Below are 25,707 nucleotides of genomic sequence, written 5' to 3' on the forward strand. Positions count from 1 at the left end.
GCGAAAGACGCGGAATTATAGCGGGATGAGGCCGCCCCGTGCCCGGATTGTGGTGTTCCGGATGCGTTCGACCGCCGTGATCAGGCGTCGTCAGCGGCGTCGAAGTGCCCGCTGTGAGCGGTTATGGGCGTCGGTACGCGACGCCGAGCCAAGCCGCCAGTCGTCGGGTTTCAGATGCCGAGCGCGCGCAGCTCACTTGCGGGACGGGCCCGTTCCCAGGCGCTATCGAACACCGTCCGCAGCTGGCGAACGCGCGCCGCGCCGTCGAGTTGGGTCTCGCCGTCCAGCCGGTGGCCGAGCGGGCGGAAGTACCAGCCGCCGGTGTCGCTGGCGACGAAGGCCGAGGGATAGGTCAGGTCGACGGGCTCATCGATCACGCGGATCGCGAAGGCCGACGACAGCCGCTGGGCGAGCGCGATCAGCGGCGCGTGCGCGCGTTGCGGGGCGTCGACGTCCTGAAGTAGCACGCGGATCTCGCCACCCCGGGTCGCGAGCCGGCGCAGCGCAGTGACGACGTCCGGGTGGTCGAGCAGGCCCGGGTCCATCTCGCGGCTGTAGATCACCATGCTGCGACGCGCGCTGGTCGCGATGCCGATGGTCGCGGCGATGGCCTGCGCAGCGTTTTCGACGGCGGCCGGGCGGTCGAGCGTCCGACGCACTTCCTGATGGACGATGCCCGCTTCCTCGAATCGCTCGCCAACCGGCAGGAAGCCGTCGGCGGCGTAGAAGCGCTCGGCGTCGACCTGCGCGTGGAGCATCACATCAGCGAGGCCAGCGGCCCGCGCGGCATCGAGCAGCTTCAGCAACATCGCGCGACCGACGCCGCGTCCGCGCCATTCGCCCAGCACCGCCATTCGGCCGATCTTGCCGCTCGGTGCGAGCCGCCCGGTGCCAATCGGACGGCCTTCGCCATCGCGTGCGAGCACGTGCGTGCAGGCGGCATCCAGCGCGTCGCGCTCGATCTCGACGGGAACGCGCTGCTCCTGCACGAACACGACGTCGCGGATCGCGCGCAGGTCGGGCAGCGCGCTGCCGTACTCGACGACCTCGACGCTGTAGACCGTCATTCGTTATCGCCTCCGGCGAGCTGGTAATGACCGCCGGCGGCGAGTTCCGCCACTGCGTCGCGCGCCGTCGTGCCCAGTCGCGAATAGATGTCGAGGTCGAGCGCCGACCCCGCGGCCAGACGCTTCGCATCCGCCACCGGCATCGCGAACGACTGCCCGGCGACGAACAGCAACGCACCACGCGAAACCTTGCGCCAGGCAACGCGCGAGAACGGATTGCGATGCAGCGTCTCGCCCTCGCCAAGCGCCTGCTCGATCGATGCGCGATCGACGGCTTCGCCGGGCGCGCCGACAATGCCGGCGCTGCGGTACGCGGTGACGAATCGACCGAACCAGTCGCTCAGGCGGTCCTGGTCGTTCATGCGCAGCGCGTTGAGCGCTTCGATTGCGCGCGTCATCGCGGCATCGTCGATCTCGAACGCGTCCTTTGCGGGCGCCAGGTCGGGGTCGATGTAACGCAGCGATTCGTCCGCGTCCGCGGCCAACGTGTCGACGAAGTCGCCGAGCAGTTCCGCGGCGGCGGGTGCGCGCATACCGAGCGAGAACGTCAGGCAAGGGTCTTCGGCGACGCCGTGATGCGGCACGCCGGGCGGCAGATAGAGCATGTCGCCCGGAGCCAGAACCCATTCGTGGGTCGGCGTGAATTCGCGCAGCAACTTGATCTCCGCGTCGTCGCGGAAAGCGAGCGGCGGATTCGGCGACGCATCGATCTGCCAGCGGCGATGGCCCTTGCCCTGCAGCAGGAACACGTCGTACTGGTCGACATGTGCGCCGACCGAACCACCAGTGGCGGCGAACGAGATCATGACGTCGTCGATGCGCCAGCGCGGCAGGAAGTCGAAGCTCGGCAGCAGCGCGGCGACGTCCGCGTCCCACTTGTCGACGTCCTGCACCAGCAGCGTCCAGTCGTGCTCGGGCATGCCTGGGAAATCGTCTTCCGCGAACGGCCCGGTGCGCAGCGTCCAGCGATCGTTCGCGCGGTCGTGCTCGATGATGCGCGACAGCGCGAAGTCCTCGCAGGCGAGGCCGGCGAGGTCTTCCGGTTCGATCGGCGTGACGAGGTCCGGGAACGCGTTGCGGATCAGCAGCGGCTTCTTCTGCCAGAACTCGCGCAGAAAGCGCGCCGGCGCCATGCCCAGCGGCGGTTTGCGGCGTGCATCGATCTCGATCATTTCGGCTGCGCTTCCTTCGCGAGGCGTGCATCGAGTCGGAGCGTGGCCGACTGTGCGTAATCACGGCATGCAGCCGGGTTGACCAGCGGCTTTGAGTTTTCGGGTGCGATGCGTGACCACAGGTCGCTGGCGACGGGGTGCGGCGTGATCAGTACGTCGCAGGGCAGCGTGGCGACGTTCGCGATGGTCGCGCGGAACCCAGCGACATACGCGGCGTTATCCGAGTAGCGATACACGTCGTCGGACACCGCAGTCAGGCTGTCGACGTAGGCCGTGTCGACGCAGCGGCCGCCCTCGCACTCGCGCCACGTCCAGCTGCTACCGCCCGGCGTGTGACCCGGCGTCGCGTGGTTGGTCAGGTCGATCGCGCCGACGCGGACATGCGCGCCATCCGCGATCGTCTCTACATGTCCGACGGCCGGAAACGATTTCAGCGCGAGCATCTGTGGATCGCTGCGGCCGATGCGTGCGGTCGACAGGACCGACGCGGCCTCGGCGCGTGCATACAACGTCGCGCCGGAGTCCTGTTGCAGTCGTGCGAGGCCGCCGGCGTGGTCGGCATGCGCATGCGAGTTGACGATGGCGCGGACGTCCTCGAGACGAAAGCCCAGTGCGCGGATGTTCGCTTCGACCTGCGCCGCCGACTTTTCCGTGCCGGCATCGATCAGCACATGCCCGTCCTTCGACGTCACCAGCACTGCGCCGATGCCGCAGGTGCCGACGTACCAAGTGTTTCCGTAGATGTGGCGCGGTACGGCGGGATCATCCCAGCCGGCGTCGTCGGCGCAACGGTTCGGTGCGGCAGGCGACGAAGCCTGCGTGTTAGCGACGCTGGTGCACGCTGACATCGCACCGATCGCGACCACGAGCGACGCGACGCGGAGATCAGACATTGCGCGCGAGCTCCGCGGCGCGACCGATGTAGCTGCCCGGCGTCATATCGACCAGGCGCTGCTTGGCATCCGCCGGAAGATCGAGGCCGGCAATGAACTCACGCATGGACTGTTCGGTAATCCCCTGGCCGCGCGTCAGCGCTTTCAGCTGCTCGTACGGCTGCGGCAATCCGTAACGACGCATCACCGTCTGCACGGCTTCGGCGAGCACTTCCCAGGCGGCGTCGAGATCGGCGGCGAGGCGCTCCGGATTGACGCTCAGCTTGCCGAGACCGCGCATCAGTGCGTCGAAACCAATCAGCGAATGGCCGAATGCGGTGCCGAGCGCACGAAGCACGGTGGAGTCGGTGAGGTCGCGCTGCCAGCGGCTGATCGGCAGCTTGGCCGCGAAGTGTTCGAACAGCGCGTTGGCGATGCCGAAGTTGCCTTCCGCGTTCTCGAAGTCGATCGGGTTGACCTTGTGCGGCATGGTCGAGCTGCCGACTTCGCCGGCCTTCACCGCCTGCTTGAAGTAACCGAGCGAGATGTAGCCCCAGACGTCGCGGCACAGGTCCACGCAGATCGTGCCGATGCGCTTCATCGAATCGCTGATCTCGGCGATGCCGTCGTGCGGTTCGATCTGCGTGGTGTACGGCTGCCAGGTCAGGCCCAGCGACTGCACGAAACGCTGCGAGAACGCGGTCCAGTCGACGTCCGGATACGAGGCCGCGTGCGCGTTGTAGTTGCCAACGGCGCCATTGATCTTGCCCGGCATCGGCAGCGCTTCCAGCACTTCGCGCTGGCGCTCGAGACGGGCGACGACGTTCGCGAGTTCCTTGCCGACGGTCGTCGGCGACGCGGTCTGCCCGTGCGTGCGCGACAGCATCGGCAGCTCGGCGTGCTGGTGCGCCATCTCGCGCAGCTTGCCGATGAGTTCGCGTAGCTTCGGCGCCATCACCTCGTCACGCGCTTCGCGCAGCATCAGCGCGTAGCTGAGGTTGTTGATGTCCTCGGACGTGCAGGCGAAATGCACGAACTCCAGCGCGGGTGCGAGCTCGGCGTCGTCCTTCAGGCGTTCCTTGATGAGGTACTCGACCGCCTTGACGTCGTGGTTGGTCGTGCGCTCGATTTCCTTGACGCGAGCCGCGTCGTCGACGGTCAGCCCATCGGCAAATGCGCGCAGGCGGGCGATCGCGGCGTGAGCGAAGGCCGGCAGTTCGACGATAGCCGGCTCGGCCGCCAGCGCGATCAACCATTCGACCTCGACCTTCACGCGCGCCTTGATCAGCCCGAATTCGGAGAACACCGGCCGTAGCGCGTCGACCTTGCCCGCATAGCGGCCATCGAGCGGCGAGAGGGCGAGGAGCGAGGTTTCGACGGACGGGGACATGGCGGGCCGGGCGGGGAGGGTGCGGCGATTTTACCTGCCGCGGGCGTCGGGCCCGGCGCGCGTTGACACCGCGCGTCGTACGCTCGGGTCTTCGACAGGAGGCGACGATGGCCCGCAACGACGCAGATGTCCGCATCGAACACGACAGCATGGGCGAGCTGCAGGTCCCGGCCGACGCGCTCTGGGGCGCGCAGACGCAGCGGGCGGTCGAGAATTTCCCGATCTCCGGCCGGCGCATGCCGCGCGGTTTCATCGAGGCGCTGGGGCTGATCAAGGCGTCGGCGGCGGAGGTCAACGCACGGCTCAAGCTGCTCGATCCGGCGGTCGCGAAGGCGATTACCGATGCCGCGCAGCGCGTGGCCGACGGTGAGTTCGACGCGCAGTTTCCGATCGACGTGTTCCAGACCGGCTCGGGCACGTCGAGCAACATGAACGCGAACGAGGTCATCGCGCATGTCGCGTCGAACACGCGGCGGCGCGTGCATCCGAACGACCACGTCAACCTCGGGCAGAGCTCGAATGACGTGATCCCGACCGCGATCCGCGTATCCGCCGCCATCGCCTGCACACGTGAGCTGCTGCCGGCGCTGAAGCATCTGCAGACGACGATCACGAAGAAGGGCCGTTCGCTCGCCAAGGTCACCAAGACCGGCCGAACGCACCTGATGGACGCGATGCCAGTCACGTTCGCGCAGGAGTTCGGTGCCTGGGCGTCGCAGCTGGATTCGGCGCGCATGCGCATTGAGGACGCGCTGGTTCGACTGCGTAGGCTGCCCATCGGTGGAACCGCGGTTGGTACCGGCATCAATGCGGACCCACGCTTCGGCGAGCAGGTGTCCAAGACGCTCGCCAAACGCTCGGGCGTAAAGTTCGACTCGGCCGCCGATCGCTTCGAAGGCATCGCGTCGCAGGACGACGCGGTCGAGCTGTCCGGTCAGCTAAACGCGCTGGCCGTCGCGCTGATGAAGATCGCGAACGACCTGCGCTGGATGAACTCCGGCCCGCTTGCCGGGCTGGGCGAGATCGAACTGCCGGCGCTGCAGCCGGGCAGCTCGATCATGCCGGGCAAGGTGAATCCGGTGATTCCGGAGGCCGTCGCGATGGTCTGCGCGCAAGTAATCGGTCACCACGCGGCGATCACCGTTGCCGGGCAGAGCGGCAACTTCCAGCTCAACGTGATGCTGCCGCTGATCGTGGACAACCTGCTCGATTCGATCGGGCTGCTGTCGAATGTGACGCGGTTGCTCGCGGATCGTGCGATTGCCGGCCTGAAGGTGCGCAACGAACGCGTGCGCGAGGCGCTGGATCGCAATCCGATCCTCGTGACGGCGCTGAACCCGGTGATCGGTTACGAGAAGGCTGCTGCGATTGCCAAGCAGGCTTACAAGGATGGCCGGCCGGTGCTGGACGTCGCCGTCGAAGCGACTGGCATGCCGCGCGAGCAATTGCGTCGACTGCTCGATCCGACGTCGCTTACGCAGTGCGGCATCCGCGAAGGCATGTCCGGCGGCGGGTAAGCGCCGCTCCTGAAACGACGACGCGCCGTAGAGACGGCGCGTCGAAGAACCATGTGCGAGCCGATCAGTTGCCCGGTGCGACCGTGATCGTATCCGGCGTTCCCGACTTGCTGGTCGAGCTCGAAATCGTCGTGGCGTCCTTGCCGTCCGATGTCAGGTCGTCATGACACTTGTCCTGTTCGGTCGACTTCATCGTCGCGAACGGCGCGAACTCGGGCACAGCCTGCGCGACGCGCTGCTGCGAGGCGTACATCGCCGGCAGCTTATCGCAGAGCGACGCCGCGGCGCGCTTCATCTCCTGCGACTGGGCTTCGACGCTCTTCTCGATGCGGTCGGTATTGCCGCTGAAGATGCCGCTGATGGCTTCGCTGACGGCGTGCCCGGCGAGGTGCGCGCCCTGCTTGCCGATCTCGATGCCGGCGCTGGCGATCTCGAGGATGTGCGCGCGGTGCTCGAGCAGCAGCTGGCGCTGCTCGGCGTTCACCGCAATGGTCTTGCCGTCGATGATCAGGTCGCCCTTCGGCGTGATCTCGGCGTGGCGGCCGTTCTCGGTGAGCTTGACGTTTTCGGTGCTGAGCTTCGCGTGCGCTTCGCTCATCGCGGTGTCGACGTTGCGGGTGATCGCGCCTTCGATGCCGGTGTCGGCCGCAGGCTTGGCGGCGGTGGCGGAATCCGGCGTCTGCGCCTGGCAGGCGGCCAGGCTGGAGATCAGTGCGGCAGCGAGTGCGGCGGTGCGGAGTGCGTTCATTGCGTGATCCTTCGGAAGCAGGACGCGGTGGTGTGTGGTGAAGCCGACTATCGGACATCGAACCGCCGGGCGTGATGCCCGGCGTCCGATTGAAGTGCGGGACGGCGCCCGCGGGTCCTCAGCCCTCGTCGCGCCAGCGGCGCAGGCGGATCGCGGCGACGATCATCGCGAGGCCGGCCACGATGCCCACCCACATCGACGGTGTTGCGAACAGTGCGTACAGCGAGCGGACCGTTGCGAGTGCGTCGAGATCGGCCGGCGAGTTGACGTGGATCGTGCCGAGGTTCGCCGCCGCGGGAAGCATGGTCGGGAACGTGCTGCCGAGCAGGCGCAGGACGATGTTCTGCCAGTACCACGTGGTGTCGAGGTTGACGAAGTGGAGCAGGTCGAACCAGCTGACGAAGATGCCCACGAAGACCGGAACCACCAGTGCCCAGAGGAAGGGCTTGCTGCGTGCCCATGCCGAGCAGAGCATCAGCCAGCCCACCGTCGGCAGCGCCCAGGCTGCGTACACCGGGACACCTGCGATGAACGTCGCGATGACCGAGGTCGGGCTCGCCGGTCCCCAAAGCAGCGTCATCGGATTGCCGCCGTGCAGCAGCACGAACAGGCTGAGCATCACCATCAGGACGATCATCGTCGCGATGCCGGCGAGTGCCGCGAGCGCAGGAGCCACCAACGTCGCGCTTGCGAGCTTCGACAACACCGTCTGCGAATCCGACAGCGGCATCGACTTCCAGAACAGCACGCTGCGGTCGCGGCGGTCGTCGTACAGCGAGCCCAGCGCGTAGAAGAAGACCACGAAGCCGAGCACGATGAACGGGATGCCGGCCGACATCATCAACGTGAGGTCGATGGCGCCGCCGAACTGACGGAGGTCTTCCGCGCTCAGGTGCTGCGTGAGCTTGGAAAGATCCAGCGCGCCGACCTGGATGTGCGAACCGTTGATGTTGAGGTTCTGCTCGCCCGCACGGCTCTTCGCGACTTCGGCGGTGATCATGCCCATCAGCGTCAGCAGCAGGAAAATGCCGCCGGCGATCAGGGGCGCCCAGAAGAACCCGCCCTTGTGCTCCCAGAATTCGCGCTTGAGCAGCAGCTTGAACTTGTGGGTGGCGTGCGGCGCCGCGACTTGCGTGCGCGGCATGGTGTCGGTCATGGCATTCATGCGTAGGTCCCCTTCATCGTGGCGACGAACAGGTCGGCCAGCCCCGGCGTGCGGGTTTCGCCGAACTTCGCCAGCTGCACCGCCGGCACGCCGTCGAACAGCATCACGGTCTTGCCGAACGGAAGCGCGCGTTCGTCGATCGGGTTGAGCGCGCGCGCCGTTTCGACGTTCGCGCTTTCGACCAGTACTTCGACGTAGCGGTCACCAAGCGTGTCCATGGCGGCGTCGAGCGTGATGCGGCCGTCGCGGATGAACAGCACGTCGGTGAGGATGTGCTCGATCTCTTCCACCTGGTGGGTGGTGACGATGATCGTCTTCTCCTCGTCGAAGTAATCCTCCAGCAGGCGCTGATAGAACTGCTTGCGATAGAGGATGTCGAGGCCGAGCGTGGGCTCGTCGAGCACCAGAAGCTTGGCGTCGATCGCCATCACCAGCGCCAGGTGCAGCTGCACGATCATGCCCTTCGACATCTCGCGCACTTTCAGGTTCGGCTTGAGCTGCGTGCCGGCCAGGAAACGCTGGCATTTGGCCATGTCGAAGCGCGGATGTACACCGGCGACGAACTCGACCGCTTCCTTGACGCGGATCCAGCGCGGCAGCACCGCGACGTCGGCGATGAAGCACACGTCCCGCATCAGATCGTCGCGCTGCGTGCAGGGATTGCGGCCGAGCACGGAGAGTTCGCCGTCGAACGGGATGAGGCCGAGCATCGCCTTGAGGGCGGTGGTCTTGCCGGCGCCGTTCGGGCCGATCAGGCCGACGATGCGGCCGGCCGGGATCTCGAACGACGCGCCGTCGAGGGCGGCCTTGTTCTTGTAGGCCTTGCGGAGGCCGCGGGCGCGGACCACCGGAGCCGGGGAGGATGGGGCGACCTGGGCATTCATTGCATGCCTTCCTTCGGGCCAGTGGCCAGCAATTCGTCGAGCTTGAGACCGAGGCGCGCGATGCGCTCCATCACCAGCGGCCATTCCTCGCGGAGGAAACGGTCGCGTTCGTTGACCAGCAACTTCCTTGCGGCTTCTTCGGTGACGTACATGCCCAGTCCTCGGCGTTTTTCGACCAGAGATTCGTCGGCGAGCTCCTGGTAGGCCCGCGACACGGTGATGGGGTTGAGCTGGTACTCCGCGGCGACCTGACGCACGGAGGGCAGCGGATCACCCGGCTTGAGGAGCCCGTCGAGCATCATCGCAATGACGCGCTCCTTGAGCTGGCGATAGATCGGAGCGCCGTCGCTCCATTGGATGGCGGCCATGGGTCAGCCCCTCGGCAGGAAAGAGAAATAGGGCATCGCCAGGGCGTGGCGGATGCGATTGATGTGGCTGACCTTCTGATGCGCGTTCATCGCCACGGCGACGACCGGAGGCGAAACCGCCGGTGCGGTGGAGGCGAACGGGACCGACGCGGCGCCGAAGGCCGCGGTCGCGCACAGGGCCGCCGTGACGACCAGGGCGTTCAGGCTGTTACGGAGCCTGCGGTACATGGCAAACCTCCTCGTTGGTAGACCGGTGTTGTAGGCAACTATAACACCACTTCGGCCAGCGTCAACAAGCCGGACCCCAACTGATGGCATACGGCCGCTCGCCGATTTGCCCGGTTCAGGACGCGCCGCGACAATACGGCCCCTCGCGCCGATCCGGCGCCGCACTGGAGTCGTGCATGAACCTGTCCGCACGCGGCCTCGCCGCGCTGCTCGCGTCGACCGCTGCCGTGGCCTTCGCCGCGCCGCCGTCGACCAAACCGGCCCCGGCCAAGCCGGCACCGGTCGCGTCCGCCATCACCGCGCAGTCGTTGGCGACGCCGCGTCAGAAGGCTTCGTATGTCGTCGCATTCGATCTCTCCCAGATGCTGCTGCCGATCGCACCGGACTTCGACGTCAACGCGTTCCGCGCGAACGTCGACCAGATCGTCGCCGGCCACGCCCCGCAGGTGGATCGCGCGCGCGCGCAGCAGATCAACCAGGCGCTGATGGCGCGCATCGCCGCGCGTCGTGGCGAAGCCAAGGGTGCGCCGCCGCCGGATGTATCGAAGACGGAAGTCGCAAAGCTAGTCGCCGCCGATCTCGGCCCGTCGCTCGCGTCGATCAAGGATGAAGTCGATTACCCGCTCGTGTTCCAGGCACTTTCGGGGCTGCTTGCGGGTCAGCAGCCGGTGCTCGACGAAGCCACGCGCAACAGCGTGCGCACCGAGTTCACCACCTCGATGAAGTCGAAGCTCGACGCAAAGCGCGCGGGCCAGTCGACGACGAACAAGCAGGCGGGCGAGAAGTTCCTCGCCGAGAACAAGACGAAGAAGGGCGTGTTCACCACGCCGTCCGGCCTGCAGTACATGGTGCTGCGCCAGGGTTCGGGTGCGCGTCCGAAGCCGACCGATCGCGTTCGCGTCAACTATCACGGTACGCTGCTCGACGGCACCGTGTTCGACAGTTCCTATGATCGCGGCGAGCCGGTGGAATTCATGCTCAACCAGGTCATTCCGGGTTGGACGGAAGGCGTGTCGATGATGCCGGTCGGCGCGAAGTACCGTTTCTGGATTCCGTCGCAGCTCGCTTATGGCGAGAAGGGCGCCGGCGAACAGATCGGTCCGAACTCCACGCTGGTCTTCGATGTCGAACTGCTGGCGATTTCGCCCTGACCGCGGCTATAGCCGCCCCGAAAGAGGATTTCGAATGAACGCTTCTCCGATGCGCCTGCTGGCGCTGAGCACGCTGTCCGTCGCGCTGCTCGCTGCCGCCGGTTGCAACAAGAACGCGCCGGCACCCAAGACCGAAGCCGCTGCAGACAAGAAAGACCCGAACGCGATTCCCGGCCTGAAGGACGAGAAGCAGCGCGTGAGCTACATGATCGGCCTCGACATGGGCCAGACGCTGAAGCAGGTCAAGGATGAGGTCGACCTTCCCACGCTCGAGAAGGGCCTGAAGGCCGCGCTCGACGGCAGCAAGCCGCTGATGAACGAGCAGCAGGCACAGCAGGTGCGCGAAGCGTTCGCGCAGAAGCTGCAGGCCAAGCACATCGCCGACCAGATGCAGGCGGCGAGCAAGAACTCGAAGGAAGGCCAGGAGTTCTTCGCGAAGAACGCGAAGGCGGCGGGCGTGCAGACCACCGCGAGCGGCCTGCAGTACCAGGTGCTCAAGGCAGGTACCGGCCCGAAGCCGAAGGCCGATGACGTCGTCACCGTGCACTACACGGGCACGCTGCTCGACGGCACGAAGTTCGACAGCTCGTACGACCACGGCGGCCCGGCGACGTTGCCGCTCGGCCAGGTCGTTCCGGGCTGGCGCGAAGGCATCCAGCTGATGCCGGTCGGCAGCAAGTACCGCCTGTGGATCCCTGCGTCGCTGGGCTATGGCGAAGCGGGTACGCCGGGTGGCCCGATTCCGCCGAACGCGACGCTTGTATTCGATGTCGAGCTGATCGGCATCGGCAAGCCGGGCGCAGCGGGTCCGGGTCCGGGCGCGCCGGAAGGCATGCCGCAGGGCTGATCCAGGGGCCCGGCTCCGGCCGGGCCGCATCATTCGGAGCACGCGATGCGCGTCACCATCTTCGGTACCGGTTACGTAGGACTCGTCACCGGTACGTGCCTCGCGGACGTCGGCCATGACGTGGTCTGCGTCGATATCGATGCGGGCAAGGTCGCCGCGCTGCAACGCGGCGAGATCCCGATCTTCGAGCCGGGCCTCGCGCCGATGGTGCGCGCGAACCACGCCGCCGGCCGACTGAACTTCACCACGGACGCCGCGGAAGCGATCGTGCGCGGTGAGGTCATCTTCATCGCCGTCGGCACGCCGCCCGGCGAAGACGGCAGTGCGGACCTGCAGTACGTGCTCGCGGTCGCGCGCTCCATTGGCCAGCATCTCGATCGCCCCGGCGTCGTCGTCAACAAGTCGACCGTGCCGGTCGGTACCGCGGACAAGGTGCGCGGCGCGATCGCTGCGGAACTTGCGAAGCGCGGCGTCGAGATCGAGTTCGGCGTGGCGTCGAATCCCGAATTCCTCAAGGAAGGCGATGCGGTCAACGACTTCATGCGCCCGGATCGCATCGTCATCGGTGCGAGCGACGCGCAGGTCATCGAACGACTGAAGCGCCTGTATGCGCCGTTCAATCGCAACCACGAGCGCATCGTGCTCATGGACGTGCGGTCCGCGGAGCTGACGAAGTACGCGGCGAACGCGATGCTCGCGACCAAGATTTCGTTCATGAACGAAATGGCGAACATCGCCGAACGCGTCGGTGCCGATATCGAGATGGTTCGACATGGCATCGGCTCGGACCCGCGCATCGGCTGGCACTTCATCTATCCCGGTGCCGGTTACGGCGGCTCGTGTTTTCCGAAGGATGTGCAGGCGCTCGCGCGAACTGCGCACGGCGTCGGCTACGAAGCCGAGCTGCTGCATGCGGTCGAAGCGGTGAACGCACGACAGAAGCAGCATCTGTTCGAGCTGATCGAGCGTCATTACGCCGGAAACATTGCCGGCAAGACGTTCGCCGTTTGGGGGCTCGCGTTCAAACCCAACACCGACGACATGCGCGAGGCGTCCAGCCGCGTGCTCCTGCAGCAGTTGTGGGACGCCGGCGCGAAAGCGCGCGCCTATGACCCGGAAGCGCGCGAGGAAACGCATCGCATCTTCGGCGACCGCGACGATTTAGTGCTCTGCGATAGCGCGAATGCCGCGCTGGTCGATGCGGACGCGCTCGTCGTCGTCACCGAGTGGAAGCAGTTCCGCAGCCCCGACTTCAGCCGCCTGCGCGCGGGGCTAGCCGACGCCGTGCTGTTCGACGGTCGCAATCTCTACCACCCCGACGAAGTCGAAGGCGCGGGTCTCGCGTACTACGGCATCGGTCGCGGGCGTTCGGTCGTCGCATGAGCGACGCGACGCTCGACGATCGGCTGGTCGAACTGGAGACGCGCCTCGCGTTCCAGGAGCACTCGCTGGGCGAGCTCAGCGACGCGCTCGCCGACCTGCGCTCGGAAAACGCGCGCCTGGTGCTGATGCTGCAACGCGCGCTCGACGAGCTGCGGCAGGTTCGCGCCGGGCTTTCCAGTGATCTCACGGGCGACCCGGGCCTCGAGCCGCCGCCCCCGCACTATTGATTCATCGTCATGACCGACAGCCTTCGTGACCAGCTCCTCGGCCTCGGCTTCAAGCCGGCGCCCAAACCCGAGAAGCGCAACGCGCCCCCGGCCAAGCCCGGCGCGCCGCCGCAGCGTCGTGACGATCGCCGTCCGGCGGGGAAGGGTGCGCGACCACCGCAGGGTAAGCCGTCGGGCCCGCGGCCCAATGCGCCGCGCCGTCCGCGCACGCAGGAAGAGATTGATCTCGGCAAGGCCTATGCGCTGCGCGCCCAGAAGGAAAAGGACGAGCGCATCGCTGCGGAAGCCGCGCGTCAGGAAGAGGCGCGCAAGCGTCGCGAGGCGCGCGTCAAGCTCGCCGAATTCCTGAAGGACAAGTCGCTCAACGACAAGGACGCCGAAATCGCGCGTCACTTCCCGTACGGCGGCAAGATCAAGCGCATCTACGTCAACACCGAACAGCTGCGCGCGCTCAATGCGGGCGAGCTTGGCGTGCTGCAGCTGGATGGTCGCTACGTGCTGGTGACCGTGCCCGTGCTCGACGAAGCCGAAGCGATCTTTCCGCAGGCCGTTGCGCTGCGCGTGGATCCGAATGCGGCGGCGGGCGACGACCCGTACAGCGACCCGCAGTACCAGGTGCCGGACGACTTGGTCTGGTAATTCGCTAGTCGACGCCGAGCGCGTCGGCGGCTTCATGCATCACGCGACGCACCGTCGATACGCCGAGGTCGCGAACCAGTCGATGCGCGGTATGCGGCAGCGGTGACTGCGCGATGTCGTGCGGCGTGACGTTCTTGCCCGGTACATCCGGCAACAGCTCGACGCCCGCCTGCGCGAAGCAGTGCTGCACCAGCGCCGAGCAGTAGAGCGCACCTTCGCGCGCGAGCAGGTTGTCGCGGCGTCGCAGGCGCGTGCTGTGCATGCCGAGCAGCGTGCCGACGAGCTCTCGGATCGAGTAGTGCGCGAGGCCCGACACCACGTCGAGCGCGGCGGTATGGCACGCGGCTACCTGCGCCGCGTCGAGTCCGAAATCGAGCACGGCGACATTCGGAAACGCTTCGTCGTCGAAGTAGCGATCCAAGCGGTTTTCCTGCGCGCCGAGCCGCACTTGGCGGTATCGCACGTCGAGGTCGGATTCGATCACCCACCAGCGTCCATCGACACGCTTCTCGGTGAACAGGAACGCGTGCGACCAGAGGCTGCGATGCCCGTCGGCGGTCAGCGGTGCCTGTGCCTTGCGGATCAGGCGGCTGACCGGATCGCGTCCACCGCAGAGGCCGATGCGGCCCGGCCCTGCATGCTCGAGGAGAAACCGCGCGTTATCCATGTCGCAGATCGAAGTGGGCGGCGTCCGCCGTCACTCGGGATCGTAGTCCAGATTCGACGCCAGCCAGCGCTCGACCTGCGCGACTTCGACGCCCTTGCGGCGCGCGTAATCCGCAACCTGTTCCTTCGACACGCGGCCGACCACGAAGTACTGGCTCTTCGGGTGGCTGAAGTAGTAGCCCGACACCGACGACGCCGGATACATCGCGAAGCTTTCGGTCAGTTCGATGCCCGCACGTTGCTGCGCGTCGAGCAGGCGGAACAGCGTCGACTTCTCGCTGTGTTCGGGGCAGGCCGGATAGCCGGGCGCCGGGCGGATGCCGACGTAGCGTTCGGCGATCAGCGCGTTGTTGTCCAGCGTCTCGTTGGCCGCATAGCCCCAGAACTCGCGACGCACGCGCTGGTGCAGGCGTTCCGCCAGCGCTTCAGCCAGGCGGTCGGCCAGCGCCTTGAGCAGGATGGCGTTGTAGTCGTCGTGGTCGGCTTCGAAGCGCGCCACGTGCTCCTCGATGCCTAGGCCTGCGGTGACCGCGAACGCACCGATCCAGTCATCGCGGCCGGTATCGGCCGGCGCGATGAAATCGGCGAGGCAGAAGTCGGGACGATCGATGGGCTTGTCGACCTGCTGACGCAGGAAGTGCAGGCGGACCGTGGAGTCGGCGAGTCCGTCAACGGGGCGGCAATGGCGCAGCCCGTCCGATGCAGGCGCACCGGCAACGATGCGAACGTCGACATCGTCGCCGACTGCCTTGGCGGGCCACATACCGAACACCGCCTTCGCGCGCAGCCAGCGCTCGGAGACGATGCGATGCAGCATCGCTTTTGCGTCGCGAAACAGCTCGCGCGCCTGTGAGCCGACGACCGCGTCGTTCAGGATTTCGGGATAGCGACCCGCGAGTTCCCACGTGTTGAAGAACGGCGTCCAGTCGATGTAGTCGACGAGTTCGGCAAGCGGGTAGTCGTCGAACACATGCACGCCGGTCACGCGCGGCGCCATCGGCGCGTGCACGTCCCAGCCGCCGTCGAAGCGCTGCGCGCGCGCCTTGTCGAGCGACACGAGGCGCTTGCCGTCACCACGATTGCGATGACGTTCGCGGATCTCGGCGTAATCGGCCTGGTTGGCGGCGACGAAGGGCGCGCGCAGGTCGACGGAGATCAGCGACTGCGCGACGCCGACCGCACGCGAAGCGTCCTTCACCCACACCGTCGGCGCCTTGTAATGCGGATCGATCTTCAGCGCGGTGTGCGCACGCGAGGTCGTGGCGCCGCCGATCAACAGCGGCATCTGCAGGCCCTGTCGCTGCATTTCGCGCGCTACGTGGCTCATTTCTTCCAGCGAGGGCGTGATCAGTCCCGATAGGCCGACCAGATCCGCGTTCTCCGCCTTCGCGCGGTCGAGGATCACCTGCGCCGGCACCATCACGCCGAGGTCGATCACCTCGAAGTTATTGCAGGCGAGCACGACGCCGACGATGTTCTTGCCGATGTCGTGCACGTCGCCCTTTACGGTCGCCATCACGATCTTGCCGTTCGAGCGACCGACGTCGCCGGTGCGCAGCTTTTCCGCTTCGATATACGGAAGCAGGTAGGCGACCGCCTTCTTCATGACGCGCGCGGACTTCACCACCTGCGGCAGGAACATCTTGCCGGCGCCGAACAGATCGCCCACGACGTTCATGCCATCCATCAGCGGGCCTTCGATGACGTCGAGCGGACGCGTCGACAACGCGCGCGCTTCCTCCACGTCGCCATCGATGTAGGCGTCGATACCGTGCACCAGCGAATGACTCAGGCGCTCGCGCACCGGTTTTTCACGCCAGCGCAGGTCCTCGACGCGCTTCTCGCCTTTTTTCCCTTTGTACTTGTCGGCGATCTCCAGAAGGCGCTCGGTCGAATCCTTGCGACGGTTCAGCACGACGTCCTCGACGCGCTCGCGCAGGTCGGGCTCGAGATCGTCGTAAAGGGGCAGGGCGCCCGCATTGACGATGCCCATGTCCATGCCCGCGCGGATCGCGTGATACAGGAACACCACGTGGATCGCCTGACGCACCGGTTCGTTGCCGCGGAAGGAGAACGATACGTTCGAGACGCCGCCGGAGATATGGCTGTGCGGGAAGCGTCGCTTGAGTTCGCGCGCGGCCTCGATGAAGGCGACCGCATAACCGTCGTGTTCCTCGATGCCCGTGGCGATCGCGAACACGTTCGGGTCGAAGATGATGTCTTCCGGCGGGAAACCGATCTCCCCGGTGAGCAGCGCATAGGCGCGCGAACAGATGTCGACCTTGCGCTCGACGGTGTCGGCCTGCCCTTGTTCGTCGAACGCCATGACGACGACGGCCGCGCCATAGCGACGCACAAGCCGCGCCTGTCGCAGGAATTCGTCCTCGCCTTCCTTCATCGAGATCGAGTTGACGATGCCCTTGCCCTGCAGGCACTTCAGGCCGGCTTCGATCACCGACCACTTCGAGCTGTCGACCATCACCGGCACGCGCGCGATGTCGGGCTCGGCGGCCATCAGGTTGAGGAACGTCACCATGGCGTGCTCGGAATCGAGCATGCCTTCGTCCATGTTGACGTCGATGACCTGCGCGCCGTTCTCGACCTGCTGGCGTGCGACCACGACGGCTTCGTCGTAACGTCCGTCGAGAATGAGTTTCTTGAACTGCGCCGAGCCGGTGACGTTGGTGCGTTCGCCGACGTTGACGAAGTTCGTCTGCGGCGTGACGACGAGCGGCTCGAGGCCGGCGAGGCGGGTGTAGCGGAAGAGTTCGGTCATCGGTCTGCAATGCGTGCGACGTCTCGCGACGTCGCGTGTGATTCGAAAGTGGCGATCAGGCCGCGTCGGCGAGACGCGGAAGTGCGCGCGGCGTGAGGCCGCGCACGACTTCCGCGATCGCGGCGATATGCGCGGGCGTCGTGCCGCAGCAGCCGCCGACGAGATTGACGAGGCCGGAGCGTGCGAACTCGCCGATCACCTCGGCCATGTCTTCCGGCGTCTCGTCGTAACCGCCGAACGCATTCGGAAGGCCGGCGTTCGGATGCGCGCTGACGTAGGCATCGGCGACCTGTGCGAGCACGTCGACGTGCTGGCGCAGCTCCTTGGCACCGAGCGCGCAGTTGAGCCCGATCGCGAGCGGGCGCGCGTGACGCACGGAGTACCAGAACGCTTCGGCCGTCTGGCCGGACAGTGTGCGACCCGATGCATCGGTGATCGTGCCCGAGATCAGTACAGGCAGTCGCGCGCCGCGTGCGTCGAAGGCCTCCTCGATCGCGAACAGCGCAGCCTTGGCGTTGAGCGTGTCGAAGATGGTCTCAACCATCAGCACGTCGGCGCCGCCGTCGATCAGGCCGTCCGCGGCTTCGCGATACGCGATGCGCAGGTCGTCGAACGTCACCGCGCGATAGCCGGGACGATTGACGTCGGGGCTGAGCGACGCCGTGCGGCTGGTCGGGCCGAGAACGCCGATTACGAAACGCGGGCGACCGTCGATGCGTTCGACCTCGTCGCAGACCTGTCGCGCGAGTCGCGCACCGGCTTCGTTGAGTTCACGCGCAAGGTGCGAAAGGCCGTAGTCCGCCAGCGAGATCGACGTCGAGTTGAACGTGTTGGTTTCGACGAGATCCGCACCCGCCAGCAGATATTCGCGATGGATGCCGGCGATGATTTCTGGGCGCGTAAGGCTCAGCAGGTCGTTGTTGCCGCGCTGGTCGTGCGCGCAGCCGCAGCCCGTGCCGTGCTGGTGCGCGTCGAGCGTGCGCGTCGCATCGAAACCTTCGACGAAGCGGGTACCGCGGTAGTCGGCTTCCGACAGCTCGTGCTGCTGGATCATCGTCCCCATCGCGCCGTCGAGCACTAGGATGCGTTCGGCCAGGAGCTTTTCGAGCGTGGCCGCGCGTTCCGGATTGACGTAGGGAATCATTTTCATCGTGAGGTTCTCCCGCGCGCACCGGCACCCGGTTTGCGCGCGATGATCGAAAGCACTTCAAAATGCGGCGGGCGGCGTTCGCGGGTGACGACGCCGCTGCTCAGCACGTCCAGCCCGGCCTTGGTTGCGAAACGCTGCAGGTCTTTCTCGCTGAAGCCGAGGTTGACGTGGCCGTAGGCCTCGACGACCGCACGGTGCTCGTGCTTCGCGAGACTGCTCAGCAACAGGCGTCCGCCGGGTCGCAGCACGCGCGCGGCTTCGGCGACCGCTTTCGCCGGTTCGTCGGCGTAGGTGAGCGCATGCATGAGCACGACGAGGTCGAAGCTGCCGTCGTCGAACGACAGCGCGTGCATGTCACCTTCGATCACCTCGACGTTGCTCAGGCGACGTAGGCGCTCCGATGCGGCCAGCACGACCTTGCTGCTCGCGTCGAGGCAGACGTAACGGCTCGAATGCGGCGCGATGAGTTCTGCGAGCACGCCGTCGCCTGACGCGATGTCCAGCACGTCGCCGGTTTCCATCAGCGGCAGCGCAGAGCGCGCGAGTGCTTCCCACGTGCGGCCCGGCGAGTAATGGCGTTCCATGTCGCCGGCGACGGTGTCGGCCCAGTTCTGGTCCGCGGCGCGGCTCGCGAGCACGGCCGGCACGCGTTCGGCGTCCTGGCGCAGCAGCGGATCATCGCTGCCGTCGCGCAGCATTCGCCACAACGCCGACTGCGCGGGCTCCAGCGATTCGTCGTCGAATCGGTAGTAGGCGGACACGCCGGCGCGGCGATCGCGCACCAGGCCGGCGTCCTTCAGGCGAGCGAGATGCGTGGACACGCGCGGCTGGGGCGAGCCGGGTGATCGAGGAGAGCTCGGCGACGGTCAGCTCCTCGCGCTCGAGCAGCGCGAGCAGGCGGACGCGGGTGGCGTCGGCGAAGGTCTTGAGCTGGCCCGACCAGGCTTCGAGGTCCATGCGTCTATTTATCAACGTATCGCGATAGAGAGATAAGTGTCCTCGCCGGGGCCGCGGGGGTCAAGCGGGGAGGCGGCCGCAACGTGCATCCCGGTACAATTCGCGGGCTTTGCAGTCATCCGCCCAATTCGAGGTGCCGACGTGGATTTCCGCTTCACCGAAGAGCAGTTGATGATCCAGGACGTTGCGCGCCGCATCGCGCAGGAGAAGATCGCGCCGAGCGCGGAGCACTTCGACCGAACGGGCGAATTCCCGCTCGACAACATCCGCACGCTGGGCGAGAACGGCCTGATGGGCATCGAGGTGCCGGCCGAGTACGGCGGCGCGGGCATGGACCCGGTGAGCTACGTGCTCGCGATGGTCGAGATCGCCGCGGCCGACGCGGCGCACTCGACGATCATGTCGGTCAACAACTCGCTGTTCTGCAACGGCATCCTGAAGTACGGCACGGAGGCGCAGAAGCAGCTCTACGTGCGCGCCATTGCCGAAGGCCGCGAGATCGGTGCGTTCGCGCTGACCGAACCGCAGTCCGGCTCCGACGCTACCGCGATGCGCTGCAAAGCGACCAAGCAGCCCGATGGCACCTACATCGTCAACGGCAAGAAGAGCTGGATCACCTCCGGCCCCGTCGCGAAGTACATCGTGCTGTTCGCGATGACCGACCCCGACAAGGGCGCGCGTGGCATCACGGCATTCATGGTCGACACCACGCGCGCCGGCTTCGGTCGCGGGAAGACCGAGCCCAAGCTCGGCATCCGCGCGTCGGCGACCTGCGAGATCGAGTTCAACGATTACGCCGTGCAGGCGGACGAAGTGCTCGGCGCCGAAGGCGAAGGCTTCAAGATCGCGATGAGCGTGCTCGACGCCGGCCGCATCGGCATCGCGTCGCAGGCGATTGGCATCTCGCGCGCCGCGTACGAAGCGACGCTCGCGTACGTCAAGGAACGCAAGGCCTTCGGTGCGCCGATCGGCACGTTCCAGATGACGCAGGCCAAGATCGCCGACATGAAGTGCAAGCTCGACGCGTCGCTGCTGCTCACGCTGCGCGCGGCGTGGCAGAAGGGCGAGTTCGACAAGGGCGGCGCGCGTTTCAGCACCGAGGCTGCCGTCGCCAAGCTCACCTCGTCCGAGGCTGCCATGTGGATCACCCACCAGGCGCTGCAGATCCACGGCGGCATGGGTTATTCGAAGGAGATGCCGATCGAGCGTTATTTCCGCGACGCGAAGATCACCGAGATCTACGAAGGCACGAGCGAGATCCAGCGCCTCGTGATCGCTCGCAACGAGACAGGCTTGCGCTGAGCCTGCAATGAGCACGTCGCCGGCGATGCGGCGTCGACGTTCGGGCTTCGGCCCGGACGCGATGCCCGCGCCGGCGTTTCCTTTTTGAAGGATCCGAACGCCGGCGTACGGATGCCGGCACAGGGAGTCGCCTCACATGACCACGAAACGCACCGCTTCCCGCACCACCCGTCGCGTCGACGACAGCGTCGTCGACCAGATCGTCGCCGCACTCAGCGCCACGCTGCCGAAGGCGCAGCAGGCGCTGGCCGAATCCTTTGCGCGCGTCTTCTACAAGCGCATGACGACGGACGAGTTCCCGCAGCATTCGCCGCAGGCCTGGGCCGCGCTCGCGGCGGGCTTCGTCGAGTTCATGCGCACCCGCAAGCCGGGCACTACGCTGGTCCGCCTGTTCAACCCGACGCTGCGTACGAACGGCTGGGAATCGGCGCACACGGTGCTACAGGTCGCGAACGACGACATGCCGTTCCTCGTCGACTCCGTGACGCTCGCGCTCGCCGAGCGCGGCATCGCCGTGCACGTGCTCGGCCACCCGGTCGTGCCGGTCGCGCGTGATCGCGCCGGCCGCGTCAACCGGCATCGGCGAAGGCAATCCTGAATCGCTGATGCATCTGGAGATCGATCGTCAGAGCGTCGAGACGATGGCGGAGATCGAGACCGCCGTGCATCGCGTGCTCGAAGACGTGCGCGCCATCGTCAAAGACTGGTCCGCGATGCAGGACAAGATGCTGCAGGTGGCGGACGAACTGGGCGAGCGTCGTTCGCCGCTCGAGCCGGACAACGTGCGCGAGGCGCAGGAGTTCCTGCGTTGGGCCGCCGATAACCACTTCACCTTCCTTGGCTTCCGCGAGTACGAAGTCGCGAAGCAGGGCAAGCAGGAAGTGCTGCAGGCCGTGCCCGGCACGGGCCTCGGCCTGTTGTGTGGCGAAGAGCGCGGCAAGCCGCGTCCGCTGTCGTCGCTGGCTGCGCATTACATGGAGCACTCGGGCGCCGTCGACGCGCTGATCCTGACCAAGACCAACGCGCGCGCCACCGTGCACCGCCGCGGTTACATGGATTACATCGGCGTCCTGAGTTTCGACAAGAACGGCAAGCCCGTGCGCGAAGAGCGCTTCCTCGGGCTGTTCACGTCGAGCGCGTACACGCGTCGCCCGTGGGACATCCCGCTGGTGCGTCGTCGCTACGAGCACGTGATGGAGAAGTCGGGCCTGCCGACGGATGGCCACAGCGGCAAGGCGCTCAAGCACATCCTCGAAACGCTGCCGCGCGACGAGCTGTTCCAGTCGGGCGAGGACGAGCTGTATCGCACCGGCATGGGCGTGCTCGGCCTGCAGGAACGCGTGCGCAGCCGCATCTTCATGCGCCGCGACAAGTACGGCCGTTTCTATTCGGCACTGGTCTACATCCCGCGCGATCGCTTCAACACCGAAGTGCGCCTGCGCATCGAGACGATGCTCAAGGAGATGCTCAACGCCGAGCACGTCGATTCGTCGGTGCAGCTCGGTGAGTCGCCGCTCGCGCAGCTGCACATCATGGTGCGACCGAAGCCGGCGGATGGTCATTCGGGCACCGTGCCGGACGTCGACGTCGCCGCGATCGAAGCGCACCTTGCGCAGATCGTGCGCAACTGGGCGGACGACCTGCGCGACCAGCTGATCGCCCGTCATGGCGAAAACACTGGTCTGCCGCTCGCGAACGCGTACGGACGTGCGCTGCCGGCGGGCTACATCGAGAACGTGTCAGCCGAAGTTGCGGCGAACGATGTCGAGCATCTGGCTGCGTTGTCGGGCGCCGACGACCTGCGCCTGAGCCTGTATCGCAGCCATCAGGGCGAGGGCGGCCTGCGCTTCAAGTTCTACCGCGAAGGCGACGACATTCCGCTGTCCGACGCGCTGCCGATGATGGAGAACATGGGGCTGCGCGTCATCGCGGAGCACCCGTACCGCATCGAAGCCGCGGGCAAAGTGTTCTTCATCCAGGACTTCGAGGTCGAGTACCCGCGTGCGCTCGAAGTCACCGAGATCGACCAGGACTTCGAGGAAGCCTTCGCCGCCATCTGGCGCGGACAGGCCGAGAACGACGGCTTCAATCGACTGATCCTCGCCGCCGGCATGTCGTGGCGGCAGGTCGCGATGCTGCGCGCGTACTGCAAGTACCTGCTGCAGGTCGGCGTGCCGTTCTCGCAGGCGTACATGGAGCAGACGCTGTCGCGTTACCCCATGATCGCGCGCCTGCTGGTCGAGCTGTTCGAAGCGCGCTTCGACCCGGCCACCGGCAAGGAAAGCAAGGCGGAAATCCGCGCGGGGATGCAGAAGTTCGAGGCGCAGCTCGTGCGTCTCGCGGGTGACGATGCGGCGCTTTCGGCGGCCGCGAAGCCGGTCATCGAAGCACGCGCCGGCAAGCGCGACGGTCAGGCACAGGCCGCGCGCGACGCGATCTTCGGGCTGATGGACCGCGTGTCCAGCCTCGACGAAGACCGCATCCTGCGCAGCTTCATGGGCGTGATCGAAGCCACACTGCGCACCAGCTATTACCAGAGCGAGCGCGGTGGCGCGTCGACCGGCTACGTCAGCTACAAGTTCGATTCGGCGAAGGTGCCGGACCTGCCGAAACCGCGCCCGTATCGCGAGATCTTCGTGTACGGCCCGCGCGTGGAAGGCGTGCACCTGCGCTTCGGCCCCGTCGCGCGTGGTGGCCTGCGCTGGTCCGACCGTCGCGAGGATTTCCGCACCGAAGTGCTGGGCCTCGTCAAAGCGCAGATGGTGAAGAACACCGTGATCGTGCCGGTCGGTTCGAAGGGCGGCTTCTTCGTGAAGCGTCCGCCGGTGGGTGGCGACCGTGATGCGGTGCAGGCCGAAGGCATCGCCTGCTACAGCATGTTCATCAACGGCCTGCTGGACATCACCGACAACATCGTTGACGGCAAGATCATCGCGCCGAACGATGTCGTGCGTTACGACAACGACGATCCGTACCTGGTCGTCGCCGCCGACAAGGGCACTGCGACGTTCTCCGACATCGCGAACGGCATCGCGCGCGAGCACGGCTTCTGGCTCGACGACGCCTTCGCGTCGGGCGGGTCGGTCGGTTACGACCACAAGGGCATGGGCATCACCGCGCGTGGTGCGTGGGAGTCGGTCAAGCGCCACTTCCGCGCAATGGGTCGCGACTCACAGAAGCAGGACTTCACCGTCGTCGGCATCGGCGACATGTCGGGCGACGTGTTCGGCAACGGCATGCTGCTCAGCAAGCACATCGTGCTGCTCGCCGCGTTCGACCACCGCCACATCTTCCTGGACCCGACGCCGGATGCGGCGAAGTCGTTCAAGGAACGCGAGCGCATGTTCAAGCTGCCGCGTTCGAGCTGGGAGGATTACGACACCAAGCTCATCAGCAAGGGCGGCGGCATCTATTCGCGTTCGGCCAAGTCGATTCCGCTGAGCCCGCAGGTCAAGCAGGCGCTCGGGATCGATGCATCCGTCGAGTCGATGAGCCCGTCGGAACTGATGAGCGCGATCCTGCGTGCGCCGGTCGACCTGCTGTGGAATGGCGGCATTGGCACGTACGTGAAGTCCAGCCGCGAAACGCATGCGGATGTCGGCGATCGCGCCAACAACGCGTTGCGCGTCGACGGCCGCGACCTGCGTTGCCGCGTGATCGGCGAGGGCGGCAACCTCGGCCTGACGCAGCTCGGCCGCATCGAAGCCGCGCAGCATGGCGTGCTGCTCAATACCGACTTCATCGACAATTCGGCGGGCGTGGACACCTCGGATCACGAGGTCAACATCAAGATCCTGCTCAACGCGGCCGTGCAGCAGAAGAAGCTCACGTTCGACCAGCGCAACAAGCTCCTGGCGTCGATGACGGACGAAGTCGGCGACCTCGTGCTCACCGACAACTACCGCCAGAACCAGGCGTTGTCGATGATGGAGCGTATGTCGGTTTCGCGCCTCGGGTCGAAGCAGCACTTCATCCGCACGCTGGAATCGCAGGGCCTGCTCGATCGTCAGATCGAGTTCCTGCCGTCCGATGCCGACTTCGCTGATCGCAAGGCACGCGGGCAGGGCCTGACGCGTCCGGAACTGTCGGTGCTGCTGTCGTACAGCAAGCTGGTGCTGTTCCCGCAGCTCGTGCAGTCCGACGTGCCGGAAGATCCGTACCTCTCCAAGGAGCTGGTGCGCTACTTCCCGAAGCCCCTGCAGGAGAAGTACACCAAGCAGATGGAAGGCCATCGCCTGAAGCGCGAGATCATCGCCACCGCGGTGACGAACTCGATGGTCAACCGCATGGGCGCGACGTTCGTGCTGCGCATGCAGGAAGACACCGGCCGTACGCCGGCGGAGATCGCCAAGGCCTACACCATCGCCCGCGAAGCGCTGGAAGCGCGCGATATGTGGGCGCAGATCGACGCGCTCGACGGCAAGGTGGTGGAGTCCGCGCAGGTCGATGCGCTGATGGCGATCTGGCACCTGATGCGGTCGATCACGCGCTGGCTGCTGTCGCGTCCGGGCGCTATCCCGGCGATCGAGGCGGCGGTCGTGCGTTACGGCGACGGCATCCGTGCAGTGCGCGATTCGCTCGAGCAGGCGATGACCAAGGATCTGCGCGCCGCTTACGAGCAGCGTGCAGCGGACTGGCGCGGTCGCGGCATTCCGGCCACGCTCGCGCAGCAGCTGGCGTCGCTGCCGCTGCTCGATGCGTCGATGGACATCGTCGAGATCGCGCAGGCGCGCAAGCTCGCGGCGGCGGAGGTCACCAAGGCCTACTTCGCCTTCAGCAGCGCGTTGCACCTGTCGTGGCTGTACGACCAGATCGAAGCATTGCCGGTCGACAGCCGCTGGCAGGCGCTTGCTCGCGGCTCGTTGCGTGACGAGCTCGGTGCACAGCAGCGTGCACTGGTCGGCCACATCCTGGCCGAGGGCGGGCGCAAGCCGGCGGACGGGAAGGTCGAGTCGTGGCTGCAGCGCGACGATTCCAGCCTGCGCTTCACGCTGACGATGCTGTCGGAACTGGCGTCGCAGAAGTCGCTCGACTATCCGACGGTGTCGGTGGCCGTGCGACGTCTCGCGCAGCTCGCACAGGGCGCCTGACGCGACACGGCGCGGTTCGCCGCGCCGTCGAGGGAAACGTGACAGCCCGTCGCATTGCGGCGGGCTTTTCGTTTGGGCGGAGGTGTCGCACGCCCGCACGGTCAAGCC

At 66.5% G+C, this 25,707-nt stretch carries 19 protein-coding genes and 2 pseudogenes; 8 read left to right on the forward strand and 13 right to left on the reverse strand.

The genetic code is table 11. The annotated features are described in order from the left end of the window. Positions 1 to 170: 170 nt before the first annotated feature. From ACVWWW_RS08490 to purB, 4 genes are read right to left on the reverse strand one after another with little or no spacing between them, the layout of a single operon-like run. A complete protein-coding gene (locus ACVWWW_RS08490; RefSeq protein ID WP_027083025.1) occupies positions 171 to 1,067 on the reverse strand; it encodes a GNAT family N-acetyltransferase in 897 nt (298 codons plus the stop codon). After that, positions 1,064 to 2,239: a cupin domain-containing protein gene (locus tag ACVWWW_RS08495; RefSeq protein ID WP_051235127.1), complete on the reverse strand. Its 1,176-nt coding sequence runs from the start codon at positions 2,237 to 2,239 to the stop codon at positions 1,064 to 1,066. The genes ACVWWW_RS08490 and ACVWWW_RS08495 overlap by 4 nt, the downstream gene beginning before the upstream one ends. After that, entirely contained in the window at positions 2,236 to 3,132 is an 897-nt protein-coding gene (gene bla, locus ACVWWW_RS08500) for a subclass B3 metallo-beta-lactamase (protein ID WP_155914277.1), read from the reverse strand. The genes ACVWWW_RS08495 and bla overlap by 4 nt, the downstream gene beginning before the upstream one ends. Next, positions 3,125 to 4,501, reverse strand: coding sequence for an adenylosuccinate lyase (gene purB / locus ACVWWW_RS08505; RefSeq protein WP_027083027.1), 1,377 nt, complete (start codon positions 4,499 to 4,501; stop codon positions 3,125 to 3,127). The genes bla and purB overlap by 8 nt, the downstream gene beginning before the upstream one ends. Before the next feature lie 107 nt (positions 4,502 to 4,608). Here purB and ACVWWW_RS08510 point away from each other — a divergent pair, with 107 nt between their 5' ends. Further along, entirely contained in the window at positions 4,609 to 6,018 is a 1,410-nt protein-coding gene (locus ACVWWW_RS08510; protein ID WP_027083028.1) for a class II fumarate hydratase, read from the forward strand. Between the two features lie 64 nt (positions 6,019 to 6,082). On the opposite strand, the gene ACVWWW_RS08515 is transcribed toward ACVWWW_RS08510, so the two are convergent. The 5 genes from ACVWWW_RS08515 to ACVWWW_RS08535 all read right to left on the reverse strand — a co-directional run bounded on the left by ACVWWW_RS08515 (position 6,083) and on the right by ACVWWW_RS08535 (position 9,411). Then, the gene (locus tag ACVWWW_RS08515) at positions 6,083 to 6,766 is read right to left on the reverse strand and encodes a DUF2884 family protein (RefSeq protein WP_051235129.1); all 684 of its coding nucleotides are present in this window, start codon (positions 6,764 to 6,766) and stop codon (positions 6,083 to 6,085) included. Positions 6,767 to 6,884: 118 nt separating this feature from the next. Beyond that, entirely contained in the window at positions 6,885 to 7,910 is a 1,026-nt protein-coding gene (locus tag ACVWWW_RS08520) for a hypothetical protein (RefSeq protein ID WP_051235446.1), read from the reverse strand. Between the two features lie 17 nt (positions 7,911 to 7,927). Continuing rightward, complete coding sequence (locus ACVWWW_RS08525; RefSeq protein WP_036141960.1) at positions 7,928 to 8,815, reverse strand: ABC transporter ATP-binding protein; 888 nt, start codon at positions 8,813 to 8,815, stop codon at positions 7,928 to 7,930. Continuing rightward, positions 8,812 to 9,183 carry a GntR family transcriptional regulator gene (locus ACVWWW_RS08530; RefSeq protein ID WP_027083031.1) on the reverse strand — a complete coding sequence of 124 codons (372 nt, stop codon included), beginning with the start codon at positions 9,181 to 9,183 and terminating at the stop codon, positions 8,812 to 8,814. The genes ACVWWW_RS08525 and ACVWWW_RS08530 overlap by 4 nt, the downstream gene beginning before the upstream one ends. A 3-nt stretch (positions 9,184 to 9,186) precedes the next feature. Continuing rightward, a complete protein-coding gene (locus ACVWWW_RS08535; RefSeq protein ID WP_027083032.1) occupies positions 9,187 to 9,411 on the reverse strand; it encodes a hypothetical protein in 225 nt (74 codons plus the stop codon). Positions 9,412 to 9,587: 176 nt separating this feature from the next. On the opposite strand from ACVWWW_RS08535, the gene ACVWWW_RS08540 reads away from it, so the two are divergent. Genes ACVWWW_RS08540 through ACVWWW_RS08560 form a run of 5 tightly spaced genes read left to right on the forward strand, consistent with a single transcriptional unit; the run spans position 9,588 to position 13,658 of the window. Beyond that, on the forward strand, positions 9,588 to 10,562 hold the full coding sequence (locus ACVWWW_RS08540) for an FKBP-type peptidyl-prolyl cis-trans isomerase (protein ID WP_027083033.1): 975 nt from the start codon (positions 9,588 to 9,590) through the stop codon (positions 10,560 to 10,562). Between the two features lie 34 nt (positions 10,563 to 10,596). Next, the gene (locus ACVWWW_RS08545) at positions 10,597 to 11,409 is read left to right on the forward strand and encodes an FKBP-type peptidyl-prolyl cis-trans isomerase (RefSeq protein WP_196804364.1); all 813 of its coding nucleotides are present in this window, start codon (positions 10,597 to 10,599) and stop codon (positions 11,407 to 11,409) included. Between the two features lie 45 nt (positions 11,410 to 11,454). Beyond that, positions 11,455 to 12,792: a UDP-glucose dehydrogenase family protein gene (locus ACVWWW_RS08550; RefSeq protein WP_027083034.1), complete on the forward strand. Its 1,338-nt coding sequence runs from the start codon at positions 11,455 to 11,457 to the stop codon at positions 12,790 to 12,792. Beyond that, a complete protein-coding gene (locus ACVWWW_RS08555; protein ID WP_027083035.1) occupies positions 12,789 to 13,019 on the forward strand; it encodes a SlyX family protein in 231 nt (76 codons plus the stop codon). Before ACVWWW_RS08550 ends, ACVWWW_RS08555 begins: the two co-directional genes overlap by 4 nt. Before the next feature lie 9 nt (positions 13,020 to 13,028). Beyond that, positions 13,029 to 13,658 (forward strand): DUF2058 family protein, encoded by a 630-nt coding sequence (locus tag ACVWWW_RS08560; RefSeq protein ID WP_027083036.1) that lies wholly within the window; start codon positions 13,029 to 13,031, stop codon positions 13,656 to 13,658. A 4-nt stretch (positions 13,659 to 13,662) separates the two neighbouring features. Here the strand turns inward: ACVWWW_RS08560 and ACVWWW_RS08565 are convergent, their stop codons facing one another. The 4 genes and pseudogenes from ACVWWW_RS08565 to ACVWWW_RS08580 form a co-directional block, all read right to left on the reverse strand. Then, positions 13,663 to 14,325, reverse strand: a complete 663-nt coding sequence (locus ACVWWW_RS08565) for a hypothetical protein (protein ID WP_027083037.1) — start codon at positions 14,323 to 14,325, stop codon at positions 13,663 to 13,665. Positions 14,326 to 14,355: 30 nt separating this feature from the next. Continuing rightward, positions 14,356 to 17,142: a methionine synthase gene (gene metH / locus ACVWWW_RS08570; protein WP_081672091.1), complete on the reverse strand. Its 2,787-nt coding sequence runs from the start codon at positions 17,140 to 17,142 to the stop codon at positions 14,356 to 14,358. Between the two features lie 13 nt (positions 17,143 to 17,155). Continuing rightward, on the reverse strand, positions 17,156 to 18,250 hold the full coding sequence (locus tag ACVWWW_RS08575; RefSeq protein ID WP_027083039.1) for a homocysteine S-methyltransferase family protein: 1,095 nt from the start codon (positions 18,248 to 18,250) through the stop codon (positions 17,156 to 17,158). Beyond that, a pseudogene (locus ACVWWW_RS08580) lies at positions 18,247 to 19,207 on the reverse strand (ArsR/SmtB family transcription factor). The gene ACVWWW_RS08575 and the pseudogene ACVWWW_RS08580 overlap by 4 nt, the downstream one beginning before the upstream one ends. A gap of 117 nt (positions 19,208 to 19,324) precedes the next feature. Between ACVWWW_RS08580 and ACVWWW_RS08585 the strand changes: the two are divergent. Beyond that, on the forward strand, positions 19,325 to 20,509 hold the full coding sequence (locus tag ACVWWW_RS08585) for an acyl-CoA dehydrogenase family protein (protein ID WP_456998748.1): 1,185 nt from the start codon (positions 19,325 to 19,327) through the stop codon (positions 20,507 to 20,509). Between the two features lie 136 nt (positions 20,510 to 20,645). Further along, positions 20,646 to 25,599, forward strand: a pseudogene (locus ACVWWW_RS08590) (NAD-glutamate dehydrogenase). Positions 25,600 to 25,707 lie beyond the last annotated feature (108 nt).

The organism is Lysobacter sp. HA18, assembly GCF_054057595.1.